General features: G+C 66.8%; 23 protein-coding genes and 2 tRNA genes. 15 read left to right on the top strand and 10 right to left on the bottom strand.

Annotation, left to right across the window (positions count from 1 at the left end):
• Window positions 1–65 precede the first annotated feature (65 nt).
• From AC5Y4N_RS06430 to AC5Y4N_RS06420, 3 genes are read left to right on the top strand one after another with little or no spacing between them, the layout of a single operon-like run.
• Entirely contained in the window at window positions 66–686 is a 621-nt protein-coding gene (locus AC5Y4N_RS06430; RefSeq protein WP_499905938.1) for a class I SAM-dependent methyltransferase, read from the top strand.
• A complete protein-coding gene (locus AC5Y4N_RS06425) occupies window positions 683–1,906 on the top strand; it encodes an alpha/beta hydrolase (protein WP_499905940.1) in 1,224 nt (407 codons plus the stop codon). The genes AC5Y4N_RS06430 and AC5Y4N_RS06425 overlap by 4 nt, the downstream gene beginning before the upstream one ends.
• Window positions 1,903–2,340 (top strand): lipoprotein LppJ family protein, encoded by a 438-nt coding sequence (locus AC5Y4N_RS06420; protein WP_499905944.1) that lies wholly within the window; start codon window positions 1,903–1,905, stop codon window positions 2,338–2,340. Before AC5Y4N_RS06425 ends, AC5Y4N_RS06420 begins: the two co-directional genes overlap by 4 nt.
• Here the strand turns inward: AC5Y4N_RS06420 and AC5Y4N_RS06415 are convergent.
• Window positions 2,327–4,579, bottom strand: a complete 2,253-nt coding sequence (locus tag AC5Y4N_RS06415; protein WP_499905946.1) for a SulP family inorganic anion transporter — start codon at window positions 4,577–4,579, stop codon at window positions 2,327–2,329. The genes AC5Y4N_RS06420 and AC5Y4N_RS06415 overlap by 14 nt on opposite strands.
• Before the next feature lie 283 nt (window positions 4,580–4,862).
• On the opposite strand from AC5Y4N_RS06415, the gene AC5Y4N_RS06410 reads away from it, so the two are divergent.
• Both AC5Y4N_RS06410 and AC5Y4N_RS06405 read left to right on the top strand, forming a co-directional pair.
• Window positions 4,863–5,636 carry a response regulator transcription factor gene (locus AC5Y4N_RS06410; protein ID WP_499905948.1) on the top strand — a complete coding sequence of 258 codons (774 nt, stop codon included), beginning with the start codon at window positions 4,863–4,865 and terminating at the stop codon, window positions 5,634–5,636.
• Window positions 5,633–7,129, top strand: a complete 1,497-nt coding sequence (locus AC5Y4N_RS06405; RefSeq protein WP_499905951.1) for a sensor histidine kinase — start codon at window positions 5,633–5,635, stop codon at window positions 7,127–7,129. The genes AC5Y4N_RS06410 and AC5Y4N_RS06405 overlap by 4 nt, the downstream gene beginning before the upstream one ends.
• A 329-nt stretch (window positions 7,130–7,458) precedes the next feature.
• On the opposite strand, the gene AC5Y4N_RS06400 is transcribed toward AC5Y4N_RS06405, so the two are convergent.
• Window positions 7,459–7,950 carry a YajQ family cyclic di-GMP-binding protein gene (locus AC5Y4N_RS06400; protein WP_499905956.1) on the bottom strand — a complete coding sequence of 164 codons (492 nt, stop codon included), beginning with the start codon at window positions 7,948–7,950 and terminating at the stop codon, window positions 7,459–7,461.
• Window positions 7,951–8,084: 134 nt separating this feature from the next.
• Between AC5Y4N_RS06400 and AC5Y4N_RS06395 the strand changes: the two genes are divergently transcribed.
• Window positions 8,085–8,167, top strand: a tRNA-Tyr gene (locus AC5Y4N_RS06395).
• A gap of 105 nt (window positions 8,168–8,272) precedes the next feature.
• Here the strand turns inward: AC5Y4N_RS06395 and AC5Y4N_RS06390 are convergent.
• Entirely contained in the window at window positions 8,273–8,857 is a 585-nt protein-coding gene (locus AC5Y4N_RS06390; RefSeq protein ID WP_499905960.1) for a TetR/AcrR family transcriptional regulator, read from the bottom strand.
• 83 nt (window positions 8,858–8,940) lie between these two features.
• Here AC5Y4N_RS06390 and AC5Y4N_RS06385 point away from each other — a divergent pair, with 83 nt between their 5' ends.
• Both AC5Y4N_RS06385 and AC5Y4N_RS06380 read left to right on the top strand, forming a co-directional pair.
• A complete protein-coding gene (locus AC5Y4N_RS06385; RefSeq protein ID WP_499905963.1) occupies window positions 8,941–9,576 on the top strand; it encodes an FMN-dependent NADH-azoreductase in 636 nt (211 codons plus the stop codon).
• Entirely contained in the window at window positions 9,573–9,887 is a 315-nt protein-coding gene (locus AC5Y4N_RS06380; protein ID WP_499905967.1) for a DMT family transporter, read from the top strand. Before AC5Y4N_RS06385 ends, AC5Y4N_RS06380 begins: the two co-directional genes overlap by 4 nt.
• An 83-nt stretch (window positions 9,888–9,970) precedes the next feature.
• Here AC5Y4N_RS06380 and AC5Y4N_RS06375 read toward each other — a convergent pair whose 3' ends face one another.
• Window positions 9,971–10,306 (bottom strand): DUF732 domain-containing protein, encoded by a 336-nt coding sequence (locus AC5Y4N_RS06375; RefSeq protein WP_499905970.1) that lies wholly within the window; start codon window positions 10,304–10,306, stop codon window positions 9,971–9,973.
• Window positions 10,307–10,464: 158 nt separating this feature from the next.
• Window positions 10,465–11,115 carry a TetR/AcrR family transcriptional regulator gene (locus AC5Y4N_RS06370; protein ID WP_499906357.1) on the bottom strand — a complete coding sequence of 217 codons (651 nt, stop codon included), beginning with the start codon at window positions 11,113–11,115 and terminating at the stop codon, window positions 10,465–10,467.
• Between the two features lie 231 nt (window positions 11,116–11,346).
• Here AC5Y4N_RS06370 and AC5Y4N_RS06365 point away from each other — a divergent pair, with 231 nt between their 5' ends.
• Together AC5Y4N_RS06365 and AC5Y4N_RS06360 are read left to right on the top strand one after the other, a co-directional pair.
• Window positions 11,347–12,132 (top strand): spirocyclase AveC family protein, encoded by a 786-nt coding sequence (locus AC5Y4N_RS06365; protein WP_499905972.1) that lies wholly within the window; start codon window positions 11,347–11,349, stop codon window positions 12,130–12,132.
• A gap of 12 nt (window positions 12,133–12,144) precedes the next feature.
• Entirely contained in the window at window positions 12,145–13,347 is a 1,203-nt protein-coding gene (locus tag AC5Y4N_RS06360) for a cytochrome P450 (RefSeq protein WP_499905975.1), read from the top strand.
• Here the strand turns inward: AC5Y4N_RS06360 and AC5Y4N_RS06355 are convergent.
• Complete coding sequence (locus AC5Y4N_RS06355) at window positions 13,344–13,931, bottom strand: VldE C-terminal domain-containing protein (protein ID WP_499906359.1); 588 nt, start codon at window positions 13,929–13,931, stop codon at window positions 13,344–13,346. The genes AC5Y4N_RS06360 and AC5Y4N_RS06355 overlap by 4 nt on opposite strands.
• A gap of 141 nt (window positions 13,932–14,072) precedes the next feature.
• Complete coding sequence (locus AC5Y4N_RS06350) at window positions 14,073–14,327, bottom strand: sigma factor-like helix-turn-helix DNA-binding protein (RefSeq protein WP_499905977.1); 255 nt, start codon at window positions 14,325–14,327, stop codon at window positions 14,073–14,075.
• A gap of 112 nt (window positions 14,328–14,439) precedes the next feature.
• Here AC5Y4N_RS06350 and AC5Y4N_RS06345 point away from each other — a divergent pair, with 112 nt between their 5' ends.
• Entirely contained in the window at window positions 14,440–15,240 is an 801-nt protein-coding gene (locus AC5Y4N_RS06345) for a GntR family transcriptional regulator (protein ID WP_499905982.1), read from the top strand.
• A gap of 16 nt (window positions 15,241–15,256) precedes the next feature.
• Here AC5Y4N_RS06345 and AC5Y4N_RS06340 read toward each other — a convergent pair whose 3' ends face one another.
• Both AC5Y4N_RS06340 and AC5Y4N_RS06335 read right to left on the bottom strand, forming a co-directional pair.
• The gene (locus AC5Y4N_RS06340) at window positions 15,257–17,623 is read right to left on the bottom strand and encodes a lysylphosphatidylglycerol synthase transmembrane domain-containing protein (protein WP_499905985.1); all 2,367 of its coding nucleotides are present in this window, start codon (window positions 17,621–17,623) and stop codon (window positions 15,257–15,259) included.
• A 145-nt stretch (window positions 17,624–17,768) separates the two neighbouring features.
• On the bottom strand, window positions 17,769–17,969 hold the full coding sequence (locus AC5Y4N_RS06335) for a hypothetical protein (protein WP_499905989.1): 201 nt from the start codon (window positions 17,967–17,969) through the stop codon (window positions 17,769–17,771).
• Between the two features lie 240 nt (window positions 17,970–18,209).
• Here AC5Y4N_RS06335 and AC5Y4N_RS06330 point away from each other — a divergent pair, with 240 nt between their 5' ends.
• Entirely contained in the window at window positions 18,210–18,713 is a 504-nt protein-coding gene (locus AC5Y4N_RS06330) for a hypothetical protein (RefSeq protein ID WP_499905994.1), read from the top strand.
• Window positions 18,714–18,717: 4 nt separating this feature from the next.
• Here the strand turns inward: AC5Y4N_RS06330 and selD are convergent, their stop codons facing one another.
• Window positions 18,718–19,710 (bottom strand): selenide, water dikinase SelD, encoded by a 993-nt coding sequence (gene selD, locus AC5Y4N_RS06325; protein ID WP_499905997.1) that lies wholly within the window; start codon window positions 19,708–19,710, stop codon window positions 18,718–18,720.
• 47 nt (window positions 19,711–19,757) lie between these two features.
• On the opposite strand from selD, the gene AC5Y4N_RS06320 reads away from it, so the two are divergent.
• The 3 genes from AC5Y4N_RS06320 to AC5Y4N_RS06310 all read left to right on the top strand — a co-directional run bounded on the left by AC5Y4N_RS06320 (window position 19,758) and on the right by AC5Y4N_RS06310 (window position 22,838).
• Window positions 19,758–19,852, top strand: a tRNA-Sec gene (locus AC5Y4N_RS06320).
• A gap of 17 nt (window positions 19,853–19,869) precedes the next feature.
• The gene (gene selA / locus AC5Y4N_RS06315) at window positions 19,870–21,147 is read left to right on the top strand and encodes an L-seryl-tRNA(Sec) selenium transferase (protein WP_499905999.1); all 1,278 of its coding nucleotides are present in this window, start codon (window positions 19,870–19,872) and stop codon (window positions 21,145–21,147) included.
• Window positions 21,138–22,838: a SelB domain-containing protein gene (locus AC5Y4N_RS06310; protein WP_499906002.1), complete on the top strand. Its 1,701-nt coding sequence runs from the start codon at window positions 21,138–21,140 to the stop codon at window positions 22,836–22,838. The genes selA and AC5Y4N_RS06310 overlap by 10 nt, the downstream gene beginning before the upstream one ends.
• Window positions 22,839–22,849 lie beyond the last annotated feature (11 nt).

Genomic DNA, 22,849 nt, shown 5'->3' with positions numbered 1-22,849 from the left:
ACAAGTGTGACGCAGGCCTCACTTGTGCGGGCCAGCGGGCTACGCAGCGTGGCAAGGTGGTCGGTATGGCGATAAGTGAAGCAGAGCGCGCGTGGGAGGAGCTCTACGGCGAACGCGACCGAGTGTGGAGCGGTCGGGTCAACGTCCGGCTGGCCGAGGTGGCCGAGGTCATGACGCCCGGACGTGCACTCGACCTGGGTTGCGGAGAGGGCGCCGACGCGATTTGGTTGGCCGAACAGGGTTGGCAGGTAACGGCGGTGGACATTTCGACCACAGCGCTGGATCGGGCCATGGCTGATGCTGAAGCACGAAATATCAAGACCCGCATTGACTTTCAGCGACGCGACCTCACCGAGAGTTTCCCGGATGGCGAGTTCGACTTGGTGTCGGCCCAGTTCTTGCATTCTCGGACTCCGATGGACCGGGTGTCGTTGTTGCGCCGCGCGGCTCAGGCGGTCAAGCCCGGCGGCACCTTGCTCATTGTGGATCATGCCGCCGCCCCGCCGTGGGCGTCGAAGATGCACGACCACCAGTTCCCGACCGCCGACGAGGTGGTCGAGTCTCTGGAACTCGACGAAAAGCACTGGGACCGGGTCAGGGTCGAAGCCGTCGAACGCCAAACTGTCAGTCCCGACGGCGAACCCGCCGTGCTCACCGATAACGTGATGGTGCTGCGTCGGCGATGACCCAGCCGCCGCCCGACGCCAACGCCGACGAGGTGTCCGCCTGGTGGAACTCGCTGAGTCGCGATCAGCAGGATCAACTGATCGCTGCGCATCCACCAGAGTTGGGCAATCTCAACGGCGTTCCCGCACAGGTTCGCGACCAGATCAACCGCGCGGTCCTGGCCGACGACCTCAATCGGCCCGACGACGACGTCCGGCACCGCAACGCCGAACAGGTCACCATGGGCCTCGACCATGACAGGGGAGCGGACCCTGGCAATCCGCGCCCGGTGCTGCTGTGGGCGTACGAGCCCTTGGCGTTCGGCGGGCAGGGCCGCGCGGCGATCGCGATCGGCGATCCGGATCGCGCCGAGGACATCGCGGTGATCGTGCCGGGTGCGGGCAGCAGCGTCGCCAGCGGCTGGCTGCACGGCGGCCACAACGACGCGATCAACCTCTACGACCAGTCGAAGGCCGCCCACCCTGACGACGACCTGTCGGTGATCGCCTGGATGGGTTACGACACCCCCGACGGCTACGACGACGCCCGCGTGGCGTCACCGTGGCTGGCTCGTCAAGGGGGTGCGCGCCTGGCGCAAGACGTCAACGGACTGGCTGCTACCCACGTGGGCGCCCCGGCTCATGTGACTGTGATGGGTCACTCGTACGGGGCGACGACTGTCGCCGACGCATTTGCCGGCAGCGGTGCTCATGCCGACGACGTGATCCTGCTCGGTTGTCCCGGAACGGACTTGGCGCACAGCGCCAGCGACTTTCACATCAATGGTCGCGTATACGTCGGCTCGGCGTCATCGGATCCGATCAGCTGGCTCGGTGAGGCGGGCGGTGTCCCCAACGAGTTGAACGAGGCGCTCGGCTATCCGTTCGGCAGATATGCGGGCCTGGGTACCGATCCCGCCGGCGACGGATTCGGTGCGATCCGGTTCCACGCCGAGGTGCCCGGCGGTGACGGGCTGAGCTTTCGCAACCATTCGCACTATTACGACTTGGGCGGCGAGGCGCTGCGCAGCATGGTGCACATCGTGACCGGCCACCCCGATGCGCTGGCACGCGACAATCTGCTGGCGAAAGGACGACGCCAGCCGCATATCAGCACGCCGAGTCAGATCACGCTGCCGTGGATCGGCCCGATTCGGTTGCCACACATCGACACTCGCATCCCGGGCGTGCCGGCCTACATCGATCCGGAAGCCGGGCGGGGCAGGGAGGACGCGTCATGACAGAACCGCTGAGCGACGAGCAGGCGATGACCCAGGTGCTCAACGCCGCCCGCGAGATCGTGCGGGTGGCCAGCCTGACTGACGTCACCGGTGCGTTCACGTTCGAGTCGTGCAACGACCAGGGCCGCACGCCGTATCGCGGCCATGTCGAGATGAGCTTCGCGATACCAGCGGGAGCCGACCCTGCCGGCTACTTCCGCCGGATCGCGCGGGCGCTGGTAGAGAACGGCTGGACGGAGGGGCCGCCACCGGGCAAGTGCCCGTTCGGGGAGTCCGTCCACACCCCGGCGGTGATGGCGGTCATCTGCCATGCCTCCGGCAACATCGCCCGCGGCTCGGTGCAGGTGTCCGGTGAGTGCCGCAACATGACCGACCACCGACACGACGGCAAGACGGTCGGGGTCGACGTCAGCGAGCGGCTCAGTGGCCGTTGACGCCCGCGTCGGCGAGCGCCTCCACACCCGTCGGCGTCACCCTCAGCACACCCGCACTGGGGATGTCGTAGAACAGCCCGATCACGTTGACATTGCGCTCTTCTCGCGCCCGGCTGACCACCGGATGCTCCGACAGCGTTTGCACCTGTACCGCGACGTTGACCATGCTGAGCTGGTCGACGGTGTCGAAGCCGGCGGCGGCCGCAGACTGTGCGACGGGATGACGGCCGTCGGCGAACGCGGCCAGCGTGGGTTGGCCGTGCTGCAGCCACGCGCGCAGTGGTTCGTCGTCCGGGTGCGATTCCGAAATATCGTGCGGCAGAAGCGCATTCATCGCGCCGCAACTCGAGTGACCGCAGACCACGATCGACGACACGTGCAGCTTGTCCACCGCGAACGCGATCGCCGCTTCGATCGAGGGGTCCAGGCGCCCGGCGGGCACGAGGTTGCCGACGTTGCGGACGGTGAACAAGTCACCTGGGCCGCTGCTGGTGATGACGTTCGGCACGATCCGCGAGTCGGTGCACGTGATGAACAACGTCTCGGGCCGTTGCGCGTGGGCGAGCTCGCGCATGTGCGGGCGAAGGTACGGCGCGGTGCGGCGGTGGTACACGGCCAGCCCGTGCAACACCGGACGAGCACCGTTACGGTTGCCGTTGGAACTGGACGGCTGCCATGAACTCCACGGCGCCACACCGGATCTCTTGTCGATGGGCGTGAACCCGCGAGCCGGCGGCCCGGCCACCGCGTCGGAGACGTCGACGGTGCCGACGTCGTGCACGCGCACGGTGCCGCCGGCCTCGCAGTGGCGCTTCTGCCACTCCTCGATCGTCTCGTAGACCGCGCGGTCGATGAAGTCCACCGACAGCTCGACGTCGACCGCAGTGCCTCGTGGAATCGAGGCCAGCACTGCGGTCAGGCGCGGTAGCGACAGGAAACTGCACGAGCCGTCGATGGACACCCGCCACTCGTTGTCGCCGATCTGCTCGGCGTGGATCTGCGCCCGCACCACCCGCCACACCGTGAGCACGATCGTCAGGGCGAGCCCGATCAGCACGCCCTCCAGCAAGTTGAGGAAGATGACACCGAGGATCGTCACGACGTAGACAGCGAGATCGCCTGTGCGCAAAGCTGTTTCAATGTGCGCCCACTTGACCAGCTGAATGCCGATGACCACCAGGAGTCCTGCCAGCGCCGACAGTGGGATCTGCTCGGCCAGGCCCACGAATGGCAGCGCGAACAGCAGCACCCACACCCCGTGCAGGATCGCCGAGGCCCGGGTGCGAGCGCCTGCGGCGACGTTCGTCGAGCTGCGCACGATCACCCCGGTGACCGGCAAACCGCCCAGCGTGCCGGAGGCGATGTTGGCCGCACCCTGACCGATCATCTCCCGGTTGAAGTTGGTGCTGGTGCCGCCGATGCGGTCCACGGCCACCGCGCACAACAGGCTCTCGACAGACGCGATCAGCGTCATCGTCAGCACACCGACCGCGAACGCGCCCCACTGGCCGTCCGGCAGACTCGGCAGCGACAGCGCATCGACGAGCGAACCGTCGAGCTTGATCCGCTCGACGTCGAACGCGAACACCACCGAAATGACCGTCGCGCCCACGACCGCCACCAGCGGCCCCGGCACCTTGCCCAGCCACCCCGGCACCCAGCGCCACGCCACCAGCGTCCCGATCACCAGCAGACCGATGAACAACTCGGCTGGGTTCACGTTGAGCAGCTGGCCCGGTAGCTCGACCACGTTGGTCCAGGCCGACGACTGCGAGCTGCCGCCCAGCAGCACGTGCACCTGCTGAAGCGCGATCGTGATCCCGATGCCGGCCAACATCGCGTGGACCACCACAGGGGAGATCGCGAGCGCTGCGCGGGCCACTCGGCTCAGGCCCAGCAGAACTTGGCACACGCCGGCGGCCACCGTGATGGCGCAGGTGACGGCCCAGCCGAATTCGGCGACCAGGCCCGCGACGACGACGGTCAATCCCGCGGCCGGGCCGCTGACCTGCAGCGGCGAGCCGCCCAGAACGCCGACGACGATGCCGCCGACGATGGCTGCGATGATCCCGGCCAACACCGGGGCATCTGATGCGACGGCGATGCCGAGCGAAAGTGGCAGGGCGACGAGGAACACCACCAGCGACGCCGGCACGTCGTAGCGCAGGATCGGCCGAAGCCGGTCGAGTCGCGTCGGTTCTTTGTTGGTGACGGCGGCTTGCGGCTCCGTCACTTTCACGGTGTGAATGGTTTGCTCCGCTCGTAGCAGGGAAGGGTCGTTAAAGGCTTGCTACGCAACGTATTTGCGCGGTTCAGGCGGATCAAGCGATCAGACCGAATGCATAGAAGATGCAAATCTTTGAAAGTCATATGTTCGTGACCATTCGAATCCCTTTGAAGCAGAAAGCGATTCATGTGGCCCGCGCCACAAGACCGTACATGAGTCCCGGTGTTGAGCAGCGCAGATAGGAAAACTCTATGAAGAACGTGACAGTCACATATGCGATCTGGACTATGGAATCATGACGACGCTGTCTGTGCCCGCGCGAAACCAACGCCCTCGCCAAGCGATCCTGGGGCAGCTGCCCAAGATGCATCGCGCCGACGGCTCACCGATCCGGGTGCTTCTTGTCGACGACGAACCGGCGCTCACCAACCTTGTCAAGATGGCGTTGCACTACGAGGGCTGGACCGTCGACGTCGCACATGACGGGCAGGAGGCGGTGCGAAAGTTCGACGAGATGGAGCCGGACATCCTCGTTCTCGACATCATGCTGCCCGACATGGACGGCATGCAGATCCTGCACCGGGTCCGCGAGGCGGAGACCTACACGCCGATCCTGTTCCTGACGGCACGCGACTCCGTGACGGACCGGGTCACCGGGCTCACCGCGGGAGCCGACGACTACATGACCAAGCCGTTCAGCCTCGAAGAGCTCGTCGCGCGGCTTCGCGGGCTGCTTCGGCGGTCCAACGTCACGGCGGCACCCGAAGACGAGGTGCTCAAGGTCGGCGATCTGGTGCTCGACGGCGCGAGCCGGGAGGTCACCCGCGGGGGCGAGCCGATCGCATTGACCGCCACAGAGTTCGAATTGCTGCGGTACCTGATGCGCAATCCGAAGCGGGCGTTGAGCCGTGCTCAGATCCTCGATCGCGTGTGGAACTACGGCTTCGGGGGCCGCGCGAGCATCGTCGACCTCTACGTCTCGTACCTGCGCAAGAAGATCGACGCCGGCCGTGAGCCGATGATCCACACCGTGCGCGGTGTGGGGTACATGCTGCGCCCGCCCCGATGAGTGCAGTCCGCAGGTGGTGGCCGCGGTCGCTGCGGCGACAGCTGATCATCGGCGTGACCGCGGTCGTGTCGGTGGTGCTGCTGGCGGTCGGAGCGGTGTCGGTGCTCGTGCTGCGCAGCTATGTGACCGGCATGGTGGACTCGGAGGTGTCGCGGTCGCTGGCCGCGGTGTGCGAGTCGTTCGACAAAGTGACCGCCGAGCGCATCAAGATCACCAACACCGAGGAACCACTGGCGGCGTTCGTCGGACATGCCGAAGGCAACGTGATCGCGGTCCTGCGCAACGGCGACGTCGTCGAGGCCGCGGTCTTTTCCAATGGTGAACCGGTGCCCGCGTCGTCCGACGTGGTTTCCGAGATCAAGGCGCAGTCGTGGTCGGACGGTCCGCCGCGAACCGTCGAATTGGCCGGTTTGGGCTCGTATCGGATGCAAAGCCGCGGTATCGGCGACGGCAGCGTGATCGTGTCGGGGGTGTCGTTGGAGGAGGCCAACGATGCGGTCAGGCAAAAGATGGTGGTCACCGGCGCGCTGATCGTCGTCGCATTGTTGGTCACGGCGGGTGCCACGTTCCTGGTCGTGCGGTATGCGTTGCGCCCGCTGCGCCGCGTCGCAGCCACTGCCGCGAAGGCGGCGAAGGCGCCGCTGGACGATCACCGCATCACCGCGCGGGTACGCGAGCGCGACACCGACCCGGACAACGAAGTCGGCATGGTGGGCGAGACGTTGAACCGGCTGCTCGCCAACGTCGACTCGGCGCTGGCGCAGCGCGCGGAATCGGACCGGCGGATGCGGCAGTTCCTCGCCGACGCGAGCCACGAGCTGCGTACGCCGCTGGCGGCGATCCAGGGTTACGCCGAGCTGACCCGCCAGGACAGCGCCGAGCTTCCGCCCACCACCGAGTACGCGCTGGCGCGCATCGAGGCCGAAGCCCGGCGGATGGCGTCGCTGGTCGGGGAGTTGCTGCTGCTGTCACGCCTCGACGAAGGACATGACCTGGAGACCGACATCGTCGATTTGGTCGATCTCACCATCGATGCGGTCAACGACGCCGCGGTCTCGGGTCCGGGCCACCGCTGGCTCACCGATCTGCCCGACGACCCGGTGTGGGTTCGTGGTGATCGGGCGCGGCTGCATCAGTTGGTGAGCAATCTGCTGACCAACGCGCGGGTGCACACGCCTGCCGGGGTGACGGTCACGACGGCGATCGCGCGCGACGGCGACTACGCGGAGCTGACCGTTACCGACGACGGGCCCGACATCGATCCGGAGTTGTTGCCGCATTTGTTCGAGCGGTTCGTGCGGGCCGACAAGGCGAGGTCGCACCACTCCGGCAGCACGGGTTTGGGGCTGGCGATCGTCGCGTCGATCGTCGAGGCTCACGAGGGCTCGGTGACCGCGGAATCGGCGGACGGCCGAACCGTGTTTCGGGTGCGGCTTCCGCTGGTCGACAATGTCGCGGTGGATTCTGCCCAGGCAGCCGTCGGAATCACGTAAATAGCATCCGGCGCCATTCTTTGTATTTCACATGAGTTTCTTCCCGGTGCGTCAAAGCGCTTCTAACCTGGTGTTATGAACGCAATCAGGAGGACCGAAATGAGGCGAACAAGAATGGCTGCCCTTACCGGCGCCGCGTTGTCCGCATTGTTCATGGCGCTGGCCGCTCCAGCCATGGCGGGCCCGTCGGGACCAGGGGACTTCGGGCCTGACCCGCGGGGTGCGAACGCGCACGGCTCCTGGGCTGTGCCAGGTCAAACGCCGTACGGCACATACCAGAACGACACGCCGCAGCAATCGGCGGCACGTCGTTAGCAGCTATTTCCGCGTCAGCGGTAATTGACGAACTGCAGGGCGACGTCCAGGTCGGCCCCTTTGAGAAGGGAAATGACCGCCTGCAGGTCGTCTCTCTTCTTACTGCTGACGCGGATTTCGTCGCCCTGAATTTGCGTCTTGACGTTTTTCGGGCCCTCGTCCCGGATCAGTTTGGTGATCTTTTTGGCGTGCTCGCTCGAGATGCCCTGCTTGATGGTGCCGCTGACTTTGTACGTCTTGCCCGAGGCTTGTGGCTCGCCGACGTCGAAGGCCTTCATCGAAATGTCGCGGCGGACGAGCTTTTCCTTGAAGACGTCGACGGCGGCCTTGACACGCTCCTCGGTGGACGAAGTGATCTCGATGACGTCGTCGCCCTTCCACGAGATCTTGGTGTCGGTGCCGCGGAAGTCGAAGCGGGTGGCCAGCTCCTTCGCGGCTTGGTTCAGCGCGTTGTCGACTTCTTGCCGGTCCACCTTGCTGACGACGTCGAACGATGAATCCGCCATGGGATCCGGTCCTCCTGGAGTTCTGCCGGTGTGGTCGTGAGGTTCATCTTCGTCGCACGCGATTCGGAGGACCAAGCCAGGTGCATGGTTTGGAAGTGGCGAGGGTGCTCGTTGTACCCTGCTATTCGCACCACGGCAGGTTGCCCGAGCGGCCAATGGGAGCGGACTGTAAATCCGTCGGCTTACGCCTACGCAGGTTCGAATCCTGCACCTGCCACCGAGTGATGTGTCAGGACATAGGAATAGCTCTGAACCTGCGTTTGGGGTTCAGGGCTTTTTCTTTACGCACGTTCGCCGCGTCGTGAGCGTTCAGTCCTTGGACTCAGTCGCCCGCGATTGCAGCGGCGAGCGCCTTGGCGTTCTCGGCGATACGCCGCTTGCTCAGCCGAAGTTCTCGCCGCTGGTAGGCGTACAGCTGCGGATCGACCGTCGCGAGCAGGACGTCGGCGTGCCAGCCGGCGTCCTTGGCGTCGAAGTCATCTCGCAGCCGGCGCAAAAGCGTCACAAGGTGTAGACGCCAGCCCTGATAAGCGCCGATCTTCAGCCGCCCGGGCGGGGTCGCGTCGGTCACCAGCAGCGCGCCGAGGTTGCGTTCGGTAAGCGCCACCAGCGCGTCGATGAACGCAGCCAACCGCTGCGCCGGCTCCGCGCCGGGGCCGAGCGGCGGGGGACCGGTCAGCACCGCCTCCTGCAGCGTCCTCTCGTCTTCGCCAACCACCGCGGCCAGCAGTCCGGCCTTATCGCCGAACCGACGGTACAAAGTGCCGACGCCGACACCTGCCGCCCGTGCGATGTCGCGCATGTCGACATCGCCGGCGTCGGGGGAGCGCAGCAGCATGCGCGCCGCGTCCAGCACCTTCGCCTCGTTGCGCGCCGCCGCTTCGCGCTGCGGTTGCCACCCGTCCATGGTCGCATGCTATTGCGGAATAGCGTTCCGCATATGGGCGTTCATGGTAAGGAACAGTGTTCCGCAACTAGGGAGCGATCGAAATGGCCCGTGTGCTGCTGGTCAATGCGTCGCCCCGTGGCGACGAATCTCATTCGCTGAGGCTCGCCGAGACGTTCGTCAACGCCTACCGTGACCACGAGCCCGACACAAAGGTGGACCGGCTCGACACCTTCACCGACATCGCGCCTTTCGGCCAGCGACACGTCGCGGCGAAGATGGCGGTGATCGCCGGCCAGGCCGTGCCCGAGGAGGCGGCACGGGATTGGTCTGCGGTCCTCGACACCGCCGCGCGCGTGCAGGCGGCAGACACGCTGGTTTTCGCCGTACCGATGTGGAACGGTGCAATCCCGTGGTCGCTGAAGCTGTTCGTCGACACTGTGACCCAGCCGGGCATCGCGTTCACATTCGATCCGGCGACCGGATACCGGGGCCTGCTCGCCGGACGCCGTGCGGTGACCGTCTACACCAGCCGCGTCTACGCGCCGGGTGTGCCACCGACGTTTGGCACCGACCACCAATCCACGTATCTGCGGTGGTGGTTGCAGTACTGCGGCATCACCGACATTCATGAAATACGCCTGCAGCCAACGTTTCCCGGGCCGGATCTGGTAGGAGCCGCGAGACGGGCCGAACGCTTGGCGCACCAGCTCGCCGCAACGTTGGCAGGTGCGCGATGAGCGGGTGGGCGTGGCTGCTGACTGCCGCGCTGGCAGAGGTCGCATGGTCGCAGAGCATCAAACCGACCGAGGGCTTCACCCGGCCGTTGCCGACACTGTTGTGCTTCCTGCTCGCGGTCGCGGCGGTCTATCCCTTGACCCTCGCGATGCAGAGCATCCCCGTGGGAACGGCGTACGCGGTGTTCACCGGCGTCGGTGCGACAGGAGCCGTCCTCCTCGGCATCGTCTTGTACGGTGATCCGGTCACGGCCCTTCGGCTGACCGGCATAGCGTTGGTGGTCGGTGGTGTGTTGATTCTCAGAACTGCGTAATTCGAGGCGTCGGCGCCGCGCAACAACTAGCCCTGTCGCCTGATGCAGAACGCTGCACTTGCCACCGAAGTCCGCGGAGGGTTTCAGCCGGACAGCTGGCTACCGTACTGCGGACAGTAGACCTGCACGGACCTGGTCATGAATATCGCCGTCTGGCGTGGCGTCATCGGCAACGTGGTCTGCATTTTGCTCAGAATGTCCGCCGGCGATGCGCCTGCTGAAAATGCCTGGCAGACCACGTAGGCCTTCTGGATCGCTACCTGCGGCAGGTCGAACGACAGTGCGTCGGCATTGAGTGCGCGCAGGAACGCGTCGTCGTCAGAGTCAGCGGTCGCGCCGGTCGCCGTGGCCAGCCCCAGTGCTGCTGCCGCTGTCGCGATGCCCACGATCTTGGCGATGTCCTGATACGCGAACGTCATGGCGACTCCTCGGTCACTTGCACCCGCCGCTGATGAACTCAAGTTAGTGGGTCCGCGGCCGGTCGGGTAGCCCGTCGTCTGGATCAGCGCCCCTAATTGTCGCTATGAGGCGGGCACAACGGGTCTTGGCTCTTGCGAAGGCGGCGCGACATACCCCCTCAGTCGTGCCGGTGCAGGAACCCGTGCAGGACCGCCTGAACCAGTTCGTTGACGATCGCTTCGCGCGACGGCTGCTGCGCTCCGAAGAACGTCGAACTCAGTGCCACCATGCCGACGATCATGGCCACGGTCGAATGCGCCGGTAGGTCCGCCTCGCTCGACCGCATCCCCCGCAATCGCATGCCCTCAGCGCCAATTCGGCTGAGCAAGGCCAGCGCCCGTCTGATATCGGCGATGCCCGCGTCGGCAATCTCCTCGTCGCTGAACGCCTCGGAGGCGACGAGCGTCAGCAGCAGACCCCGGTGTTCGACGACCACGTCGTAGAGCTGCTCGACGAAATGACGCGCCAGCTCTTCCTCGTCGGTCTGCTCGGGGACCACCGACCGCCACGTCTGCGCGAATTCGTCGACGATGCCGGTGAACGGTAAGACGAGCGCTTCCCGAAACAGGCCGGCCTTCGAGCCGAAGTGACGAAAAAGCAGGTATTCGCTGACTCCGGCCGCCTCGGCGATTTCGCGCGTCGTCGTGCTCCGGTAGTCGCGACGGGCGAACAGTTCTCGTGCCGCATCGAGCAGAAGCCTTCGCGGTTCGCCACGGGGCCGGCGGATCGCCTGAACCGGCGTCTTGTCGATCGAACGTCGCTGGGCCACGGCCTCACTCCTTGAACCGCGCTCAGCGGTTTGACGGCATCCACGATAGCGGTCTTGACCGGGGCCCTTAGAATAGTATTCACTTTTATAAAACGTGAGCGGCGAAAGGGGCGTGGTCGTGGGAGCAGTGATCATGCTGGGCACCCTGTTCGGCCTGATCGTCCTCATCTTCGGTCTGGTCGTGTCCTTCGATCCCGAAGCGCGCAGTGGCACAAGCGAAGAGCGCGAACCGTGAACACAGAGCTGACCCCGTTGCTCGTGGCTGCGGTCATCTTCGGCTGGGCCAGCGGCATCCTTTTCCTCGTCGCCGGCGTGTATCTGAGCGTCCGCCGGCGACGTCTGCACCCGCTTCTTCTGCTCTGCATTTCGGCGATCTCGTTCTCGTGGATCGAGGCACCCTACGACTGGGCGATGTACGCGCAGTTTCCACCGGCACTGCCACGCATGCCCTCGTGGTGGCCGTTGAACATGACCTGGGGCGGCCTGCCGTCGTCGGTTCCGATCGGCTACATCGGCTATTTCTGCGTGCCCGCGGTGATAGGTGCGGCACTCGGACGTCGGCTGAGCACAAAGTTCAACTGGCGCAGGCCAATAACGCTTCTCGCAGTCGGTCTGGTCGTCGGCTTCTGCTGGGCTTTGATATTCAACGCCGGCCTGGGGGCCCGGCTCGGAGTCTTCTACTACGCCTACGTGATTCCGGGCCTCGGCTTGTTCGAGGGCACGCTGCATCAATATCCGATCTACGACGCGCTGGCGATGGGGATCCAGATGATGGTCTTCACTTACCTTCTCGGGCGGACGGATGCGCAAGGACGCAACGTCATCGAGATGTGGGCCGACAGGGTGTCGCACACCCGCGTCCAGTCGTCGATCCTGTCGATCGTGGCCGTCGTCGTCATCGGAAACGTCGTCTACGGCGCCGTTTTCGCGCCACACCTGGTGACGAAGCTCGGTGGCTGGGTCACCTCGGGGCCGACAGTGCAGCTGTTCCCCGGAGTGCCGAACCAACCCCGGTAGGGAGGAGCATCAGTGAGCACCAAGCAGACTGCGGAGCTGTACTACGACCCGTTCGATTTCGACATCGACGACGATCCCTATCCGGTGTGGAAGCGAATGCGCGCAGAAGCCCCGCTTTATCACAACGACAAGTACAACTTCTATGCGCTGAGTCGCTACGACGACGTGGCGCGTGCGCTTCCCGATTGGCGGACGTATCGGTCGGGACGCGGCACGACGGCAGACATCTTGTTCAGCGGCCTTGAAGTGCCGCCGGGCATCTTGCTTTTCGAGGATCCGCCCTTGCACGACTTGCACCGCCGGTTGTTGTCCCGGGTTTTCACACCGCGGCGGATGATGGCGGTCGAAGACCTGGTCCGCGGATTCTGTTGTCGCGCACTGGATCCGCTGCGCAACGCCGACGGATTCGACTTCGTGCTGGATCTCGGTGCCATCATGCCGATGCGCACCATCGGCTACCTGCTCGGCATTCCCGAAGAGGCGCAACAGCAGATCCGGGATCGCAACGACAAGAGCATCACCGTCGACTCGAAGGACAACGTCGGCGATCTCAGCCCGACGGTCTTTCAGGACGCGATCGCGCTGTTTGCCGAGTACATCGAGTGGCGGGCGACCCATCCGTCCGACGACTTGATGACCGATCTGCTCAACGCAGAGGTGGAAGAAGAAGACGGCTCGCGGCGCCGGCTCGAACGTACCGAAGTGCTCGCCTACACTGCGATGATCGCCGGGGCCGGCAACGAAACCACCGCTCGGCTCATCGGATTCATGGGCCAACTGCTCGGCGAACATCCCGACCAGCGCCGCGAACTCGTCGCAAACCCCTCGCTCATCCCATCGGCAGTCGAAGAGACGCTGCGTTACGAACCCCCCTCACCCGTGCAGGCGCGCTCCGTCGCCCGCGACGTCGAGTTGTACGGGCACACCGTCACGGAGGGCTCGTACATGCTGCTGCTGAACGGGTCGGCCAACCGTGACGAGACCAGATACAGCGACCCCGACCGCTACGACATCCACCGCAAAGCCGGGCATCTGAGCTTCGGACAGGGACTGCACTTTTGCCTGGGATCGGCGTTGGCACGCCTCGAAGGACGAGTCGCCTTGGAGGAAGTGCTCAAGCGATGGACCGACTGGGAGGTCGACTACGACAATGCGCGACGCGCTCGGACGTCGAGCGTGCGGGGGTGGGCACAGCTTCCGGTCAGGACCGGTTAGCCCGGCCGCATCGACGTGAGGAAGTAGGTCTCGCGCCCCGTCGGATAGCCGCCGCCGTCGGTGGCGATATGGACGTGGTCGAAGTGGTTCGCGGTCTCATTGCCGTAGTCGGCCGTCCAGCTCGGCGCCCCAATGCCCGGATAGAACCCCTGCCGCCAGATCACGTGCAGCACGCCCCACCGTTGCGCATTGGCCAACGCCAAGCCGGCGATCTGGTTGCCCAGCGCGATGCCCTCCGGCGAGTGGTGGTTGGGGATCATCACGTCGATCGCCAAGCCGTTGGGATGCCACTTCAGCGGGTCCTGGCGGAACCCGCCGATGGTGGTGATCTCGGGGAACATCACGCTGATGGCCCGCGCGACCCAGATGGTGTGCACCTGCAGGCCGTCTTCGGGCGCCACACCGCGAGGCAGTGCGAACTGCAGGTCCGCGGCTGAGATCGGTGCGCTCGCCGCCAGCAGTTGCGCCTCCTCGGGGCTGGCGACCCGGGGCGGATCGGCCGGCGCCGCCGCCGCAGCAGCAGTCGGCACCGCTGCAGGTGCCGCGGCGCAGCAGTGCGTCTCTTTGCCTTGGCTGTAGAACATGGCCGCGGACACGGCGAGCGAAACCGCGAACGCCAGCCACCGCCCTCTGGCGTTGGCAAACGGGTTCGTGGCCACGAGCGGGACTTTACTGCCGACGGCGACCCGATATGGCGTTCTTCGCGGTCGTGACCAGGACGTTATCTACGGCGACGCCGGCTGGTCCGGCGGCGCTCCGAGCGCGCCGGCGATTCCCGACTCACCAAGCGACGAGCGCAGGGCGCGCAGCCCGTAGTGCAGCCGGGACAGCACAGTGGTTTCGTCGAGCTTCAACTCGCGGGCGATTTGCGCGACCGTCTGCGCGCCGTAGTAGCACCGGTCGATCACCGCACGCTGGTCGGCGCTGAGCCGAGCGAGCGCCTTCAGCAAGATCTCGCGGTTCACCGGGGGGTCGGCCATCGGACTGCTTCCTGGGTGACGGTCACTCAGGTACTTCGCTAGGAGCCGCAGAAGACATAATGTTGTTATAGTAACAAGACAACACAACCGACGGCAAGGGCAAAAAGGAGCCGTGGACGAGACTCGCAACACACCCGTCTTGGTCCGTGCCGGCGCAGGGGTGCCGCTGCACCGGCAACTGTTCTTGGTGCTGCACGACGAGATCGCCCGCGGTGCCATCGCCCCCGGCGAGCCGCTGCCGACGGAGCAGGAATTGTGCGACCAGTTCGGTGTCTCTCGCATCACCGTCCGGCGCGCATTGGCCGATCTCGCGGCCCAGGGCTATATCATGCGCCGACAAGGGGTGGGATCGTTTGTGCGCGAACGTGATTCGCATGACGAGCCCACGGCCAGCCGGTTCTACGACGACGAGATGCATCGGATCCAATTCGAATCCGGCGTCGAGGTGGTCGAGTTCGGCGTCCGCACCACCCCGCCGGTGATCGCCGACAAAATCGGTCTGGCCGGCGACGCGCTGTACGTCCTCGCCGTCCGGCGCGCGCGTCGCACCCGCGAACCGCTGATGGTCACGGAGGCCTGGATGCCTGCCGATCTCGCCAAAACTGTCACCGCTGAGAAGATGGCGCACACACCGATGTTTCAACTTCTCGCCGAGGCGAGTGTCAAATTCACCCGCATGCAGCACGAGTTCAGCGCTGAGATCGCCAACCCCCGCAACGCGCGCCTGCTCGACGTCGCAATCGGCGCGCCGATCATCCGAATCGACCGTATCTCGTTCACCGACAACGACCGGCCGCATCATCACCTGTCGATCTTGTTGTCGCCCAACCGAAGCCGTATTCTGCTCAGCCACTCCGTCGAAGAACTCGAGACCGTGCCCAACATGGCGATACTGCACGACGTACGCAGGTGACTGGCGATGCGGCTGGTCAAATCATGTCCTTGTTGGTCAGCCACCGCATGATCGGCCAACCGACGAATACGGGCAACCAGCACGTCAGCACCCGGTACAGCAGCACCGACGGCACGCCGACAGCCGCCGGCACCCCGAACGCGGCCAGCCCGCCGATCAATGCGGCTTCGACGGCGCCGACGCCGCCGGGTGTGGGAGCCGCCGACGCCAGCGTGCCGCCGATCATCGTGACCACGGTGACGGTGACGAACGTGGTTCCACCGCCGAAGGCCTCCACGCTCGCCCACAGCGCCAGCGCCATCCCGAGAGTTGTTGCTGCACAACCCAACACGATCATTGCGAGTCGCTTCGGTTCACGAGCCAGGTCGACCAGGTCGGCGCCCACCTCTTCGAGACGCGGCCGCACCGCCGTCCCCAGCCACTTACGCAGCCGGGGCACGAACAGGAAGGCGCCCACCGCACCGAGCGCTAGACCGGCGATCAGGTACAGGATCGTGGCCGACGGCACGAAGTGGGAGAGGTCGGTTGACGCGCCCGCCGCGGCGCTGAAGAACAGCAGCAGCCCCACGTGGGTGATCACCTGGACCGACTGCTGAAGCGCCACCGCGGCAGTGGCGCGCACCGCGCCGAGTCCGCCCTTTTGCAGGAAGCGGGTACTCAGTGCCAGCCCGCCGACGCCGGCCGGCGTGGTGGTGGCGGCGAAGGTGTTGGCCACCTGCATGATCGCCAGGTGCCGGAAGCTCACCAATCCGTTGGCGCACGCCCACAACGCCATCGCTGCGCCGATGTACGTCAGCGCCGACACCGTCAAGCCCAGTAGCGCCCACCACCAGTTCGCGGTCCGCAACTCGGAGAAGAACGTCGGCAGCGTGCTGATGAACGGGTACGCGACGTACACCAAGGCGACCAGTAGCACCAATTGAATGAGTTGCCGGCGGGTGAACCGGGTGATGGTCTCGGTCTGGATCTGGTTGGCGCCGGTCTGGTGTTTCACCTCGTCGCGGGCGGCAGAGATCACGGCAGCCGCATCGATGATCGAGGCGCGAAGCCGTTTGGGCACAGCCGATTTCGTGAGCCGGCGCGACGCCGTGAGAATCGTGTCCTTGCCGAACGCGTCGATCGCCGCGCCCACCGCCCGTTTGGCGTCGTAGATGTGGGTGGTGGTGACCAACAGCTGCGCGATGTCGGATTGCAGTTGAGCGTCGGCGGCGCCGTACTCCGCGCGGCCGAATCCGCCGAACAGCACGGCGCCGTCCTCGACGGTGATCTCCTTGCGCCGCAAGTCGCCGTGCGAAATCTGCCGGTCATGCAGCAGATGCAACGAATCCCACACGCGGTCAACGGGAATCGCGTCGTCAAGTGGGCGGCCGCGGGCGGGCGTGTGGGCGTAAAGATGCCACCCACGGTCCAGCTCCGCGACCGCGACCGCGGATGTGTTGGCGATGCCGATGTCGCCGATCGCAATTGTCATCAGCGCGCGGTGCTCGACGGCGCGGCGCATCGAGGCCTGCAGTGGGGCGGTCTCGGTTCCGCGCAGCTTCAGTTTGCGCCACAGCTGCCGCAGCACACCGCCGCTGCGCTGGTTCGGCCCGTACATCTCCACGATCGCGGGCGTGCCGGGTTCCGACGACGCCGCGGACAAAACGAGCGGTCCGCGCCCGGCTGGCCGCACCACCGTCAGCGCGGTGGCATGGAATCCGCGCCGCGCCAACGCCCGCACGGCGCCGTCGAGCGGCACTTCCAACGCCGGTGTACCGACGACGAGCACCACCAATGCGCCGACGAACCAGCCCACCGCGAGACCGAGCAGCGCACGTGCCGGCACGACGGCGCTGACGACCAGATGGATGGGCACGAAGGCCAGCAGAAGCGTCCACCACCAGCGTCGCCACCGGCTGGGCAGCCAGGGGCCCGAGACCGTCAGCACCGCCGCGAGCATCGCAATCCAGCGCGGGTCGTCGAGGAATTGCGACAGCGTGGTGTCCAGCTTTTCGGAGAGGTCGACGTGCCATCGCGGCGCGGCGATGCCGTTGCCGGTGATCGACAGGGCCAGCAGGGCGATCAGCGCGGCCGCCGCATACGCGCCGAGCAGTTTCCACTGGCGGGCGACGATCAGCCCGACCAGGATCAAGAACGGCAACGCCAGGATCGCGAAGCCGTACACCAGATAGATCAGATTGGCTTGGGCGGGCGGCAGTATGCCGACGATCCGGGAGATGGACTTCTCCAACGCCATCCACTCGGTGCGGGTGACAAGAGACCCCGTGACCACGATCGCCAGGAAAACCGTGGCCAGCGCGAGCCGCAGGATGTCGTTGGTGCGTCGCGTCAACGGCTGCAGCAAGCTGCCCGAAACGGTGATGTCCCGCCCGTCAACTCGCATGTTCGCACCGTTCGTCTCGCTGGTCGGCTGTCGCATTGATTCTGCGCTCGGCCGCCCGCTGGTCGCGCCCTAACAGCATCACTCCGACCAACAACGAAACAACGGGCGCCTTTTCAGGCGCCCGTTGTTTCGCGAATGGCTAGCGTCAGTGTGCTCCGCTCTTGTGCGGGTTCTGGTATGTGCCGTAAGGCGTTTGCGCATTCGTCGGATAGTTGTTCGTGTCGACACCGACCGTATCGTGCCCGTTGTCGGCCGGCGCGACGGCCACGACCGGGGCGGCCAGTCCGATGGACAGCGCAGCCAGCGCGCTCGCTGCGATCGTGGCGAATGTGACGTTCTTCTTCATTGTCGTGCCTCGCTCTGTGCTTGTCTGCTGACCGACTCGGTGGGTTCTCCTGGCCGGTCGACCGTGAAAACAGGGCGGCCGAAACTTTTAGTTCCGGCTTGGCAGAAAGTTGTCCAGGGTTGGCAGAAATGCAGCGGATGCGCTGCGAACAGGGGAATTTGACCGTCCGGTCTCCAGTGCAACGTCAAGTGTGGTCGGATAGCGCAGGTATGCGTCCCTAGGTTGGCGACAGGGGGAACGATGACGACGCCGGAACCGCAGACGCCCCACCCGCCATTGTCCGGGCGAGGCTGGCTCGCGCTGGGTGCGATCGCGGCGGCCGTCAGCGCGCTGATCGTCGGGATACTCGTCGCGACTACGCCGTCGCGGCCAACCGCGTCGCCTGCCGCCACGACGGCCGCGCAGCCCTCCGCCTCGCCGCTGCCCGACCTCGGCGGTCCGCGTTCGCAGTTGGTGCCAGAGGTCACGCTGCCGGTGGGCGCGCGGCCCTACGTCGGCAAGCGGCCGACACCGCCGGGTTTCGAGTTCTGGGAGGTGCCCGGCAGCCATCATGAGCTGGTCGCACAGATGCGCGCCGAGTTGCCGACGTATGCGCCGCTGAACGGGATGCCGTGGTGCGGCGAGTTGAGCGACGCGATCACGACGTGGGCGTGGGGATCGGCCGCCGACACCATCGGGGTCTCCCTGACCGACGGCGGCGTGATGATCACCCGTCTGCCGCAGCCGCTGGGCTGTCGTCCGTAATTCGTCAGCGCACCACGATCGCGTGCTCGCCGCGCGGCACGAGTTCGCCCACGACGGGCGCGCCCGGAATCTCCCCGGCGATCAGCAGCCCGCCGGAGGTTTGCGCATCGGCCAACAGCAGCGCCTCCTCTTCGCTGACCGCCGACAAGTCGGCATGGGGGGCCACCCAGTCGAGATTGCGCCGGGTCCCGCCGCTGACGTAGCCGGCCGCCAGTGCGTCGCGGGCGCCGTCGAGGTACGGCACCGCGGCAGCGTCGATCACCGCGGTGACACCGCTGGCCCGCGCCAGCTTGTACAGGTGGCCCAGCAACCCGAAACCCGTGACGTCCGTGGCGCATTCGACACCGGCCTGCAGTGCGGCTCTGGCCGCATCCGCATTGAGGGTGGTCATCGCGTCGATCGCCTGAGCGAACCGCTCGCCGGTCGCCTTGTGGCGGCTGTTCAGCACCCCGGTGCCCAGCGGCTTGGTCAATGACAGCGGCAGTCCCGGCTTAGCGGAATCGTTGCGCAGCAACCGATTCGGATCGGCGATGCCGGTGACAGCCAGCCCGTACTTGGGTTCGGGATCGTCGACGCTGTGTCCGCCCGCCAGGTGGCATCCGGCGGCGTTGCAGACGTCCGATCCGCCACGCAGAGTTTCGGCGGCGAGCTCGAACGGCAGCACGTCGCGTGGCCAGCCCAGGAGGTTGACCGCCACCACCGGTCGCCCACCCATCGCGTACACGTCCGACAGCGCGTTCGTCGCCGCGATGCGGCCCCAGTCGTACGGGTCGTCGACCACCGGGGTGAAGAAGTCCGTCGTCGCAATCAGCGCCACGTCACCTTCGATCCGCACCGCGGCCGCGTCGTCGCCGCTGTCGAGGCCGACCAGCAGTTCGCCGGCCGGATCCCGCGGCGCGGACGTCGACAGCCCGCGGACCACGTCTTCCAGCTCGCCGGGCGGGATCTTGCAGGCACAGCCGCCGCCGTGCGCGTACTGGGTCAATCGGTAGGCCACCGTTCCATGCTGCCCTACCGAGTTGCCATGATGGCGTCATGGCCCAGGGAGGCGTATCCGGTCTGGTGGCCGGCGCGGTCTTCAAAATCGTTGAGCGGCAGGTTCTGTCGCTGGCGGGTTCGATTCCCGTCCGCCTCCGCCATAGTCCAGAGGGCGTCGATGGCTGACCCGCGGCGGCGCGTGCCGCGCACCGACGTGCTGCTGGCCGATCCGCGGCTCGCCGAGGCCCAACGCGTGCTGGGCCGCACCTTGGTGAAAACCGTTGTGGCGCAAGCTCAGCAGCGCGCACGTGCGGGCGAGATCACTCCGGAGCAGGTCGCCGACACCGCGGTCGCCGGCTTGCCAACACGTGCGACCACCTTGCGGCCGGTCATCAACGCCACCGGCGTGATCGTGCACACGAACCTCGGGCGCGCACCGCTGTCGCAGGCCGCGCTGGACGCGGTGGTGACCGCGGGCGGGGCCACCGACGTCGAATTCGACCTCGCCACCGGCCGTCGCGCGCGCCGCGGCCGCGGCGCGCTGGCCGCACTTGCGCGCGCCGTACCGGCCGCGGAGGGCGTGCACGTGGTCAACAACAACGCCGCGGCCCTGCTGCTGACCGCGATGACGCTGGCCGGTGGCAAGGAGATCGTGCTCAGCCGGGGTGAGCTCGTGGAGATCGGCGACGGCTTCCGCATCCCCGAATTGCTGGAGTCCACCGGGGCGCGGCTGCGTGAAGTCGGCACCACCAACCGCACCAGCCTGCGCGACTACACCGACGCGATCGGCCCCGACACCGGCTTCGTGCTCAAGGTGCACCCGTCGAATTTCCACGTCACCGGCTTCACGTCGGCGGTTGCGGTCACCGAGTTGGCCAAACTCGACGTCCCCCTCGTCGTCGACATCGGCTCGGGGCTGCTGACCCCACACCCTCTTTTGCCCGACGAACCCGATGCCACAACGGTTTTGCGTGACGGCGCCGATCTGGTGACCGCCAGCGGCGACAAGCTGCTGGGCGGACCGCAGGCCGGGCTGTTACTCGGCCGGGCCGGCGTGATCGAGCGGCTGCGGCGCCACCCGGCGGCGCGGGCACTGCGCGTGGACAAGCTGACGCTCGCCGCGCTGGAAGCGACGCTGGTAGGTCCGCCGCCGCCGGTGGTCGAGCATCTTTCGGTTGACGTCGCGTCGTTGCGCCGGCGCGCGGAGCACCTCGCCGCACAACTTTCGGACGCGCACGCCGTCGATTGCATCGCCGCGGTCGGCGGCGGAGGCGCGCCGGGGGTGCAGCTGCCAAGCGCCGGGGTGAGCCTGCCTGAGCGGTACGCGGCGCCGCTGCGCACCGGCGCCCCTTCGGTCGTCGGGCGGTTGGAAGGTGGCCGCTGCGTGCTCGACCTGCGCACGGTTGCACCCGAGGACGACGAACTGCTGCTGGCGGCGGTCAGGGCGTGTTCGTAGTAGCGACGGCCGGGCACGTCGACCACGGCAAGTCGACGCTGGTGCAGCGGCTCACCGGCATGTGGCCCGACCGGCTGGCCGAGGAGCAACGCCGAGGGCTGACGATCGATCTCGGGTTCGCCTGGACCTCGATCGAGGGCCGGGAGATCGCGTTCGTCGACGTGCCCGGACACGAGCGGTTCGTCGCGAACATGCTCGCCGGCGTCGGCCCGGTGCCGGCCGTGATGTTCGTCGTGGCGGCCACCGAGGGATGGATGCCGCAGTCTGACGAGCATCTGGCCGCGCTCGACGCGCTCGGAGTGCGGCATGCCGTGGTGGTGATCAGTAAGGCTGATCTCGCGGATCCGGCGCCAGTGACAAACCAAGGGCGGCAACGGCTTTCGGACACGACACTCGCACATGCACCGGTCGTGCTGGGCACCGATCTCGAGCAGGTGCGTACCCAGTTGGCGGCACTGGCAGACCAGCTGCCGGCACCGGACCGCGATGCCGACGTGCGGCTGTGGGTGGACCGCTCGTTCACCGTGCGCGGCGCAGGCACCGTCGTCACCGGCACCCTGGCTGCAGGCACCATCCGAGTCGGCGACGAGCTCGAACACGGGGGGCGGCGCGTCACCGTCCGCGGTCTGCAGTCGCTGGGCCGCGACCACGCCGAAGTCGCGGCAGTGGCGCGCGTCGCCGTGAACCTGCGCGGCGTCGACCGTCAGCACATCGGCCGCGGCGACACGGTTCGCACCCCGGGCGCATGGCTGGACACCGCCGAGATCGACGTGGCGCTGCGCAAGCCGGGGCAGCTGCACCGAGAGTTGGTGCTGCACATCGGTTCTGCCAACGTGCCGGTGCACGTGCGTCCGCTCGGCGCGGCCGCGAGGCTTCGGTTGGCCAGGCCGTTGCCGTTGCGCATCGGCGACGTCGGGCTGTTGCGTGATCCCGGTGAGCATCGGATCGCGGCGGGCATCGAGGTGCTCGACGTGCGGCCGGCGCCGCTGCGCCGCCGCGGGGCGGCACGCGCGCGCGCCGAAGAGCTGGCCCGCGGTCGGGTCGATCCGCCTGTTTGCGCCCGTGCAAGGGAGCTGCGCGCCATGGGTTTTCCTGTTGGGGGGCAGCGTGTCGGTGACTGGGTGGTCGACCCGAAGTGGTGGGCCGAACGGCGGCGTTATCTTGTGGCCGCAGTTGAAACCTGGCCTGCCGAACACGATCTTGCCGCGGGCATGCCACTGGAGACCTTGCGCCGACAACTCGGCCTGCCCGCCGCTGAGCTGGTCGCCCCGCTGGTGGAGGGCACCGGGCTCGAGGTTGCCGATGGTCGAGTCCGCAAGCCGGGGATCGGGCTGCCTGCGCGGGTCGACAAGGCGGTGCGCATCATCGAGGAACGGCTGGCCGAGGAACCGTTCCGCGCCCCGGAGGCTGACGAGCTGGCCGGCCTCGGTCTCGGCCCGAAGGAACTCGCTGCGGCGGTGCGTGCCGGACGGCTGACCCGCATTGGCGACGGTGTGGTGTTGGGACCCGACGTGTTCGACCGGGCGGCCTTGATTCTGCGCACGCTGCCGCAACCGTTCACGGTCAGCGAGGCCCGTCGTGCTCTGGGCACCACCCGGCGAGTCGCCGTGCCGCTACTCGAACACCTCGACGCCCGCCGGATCACCCGGCGTGACGACGACAGCGCCCGGTGGATAGTCGGACCGTCTTGACCTTCGCGTCG

The organism is Mycobacterium sp. NGS19, from assembly GCF_059813155.1.
This window is presented reverse-complemented; position numbering and strand designations above follow the sequence as displayed.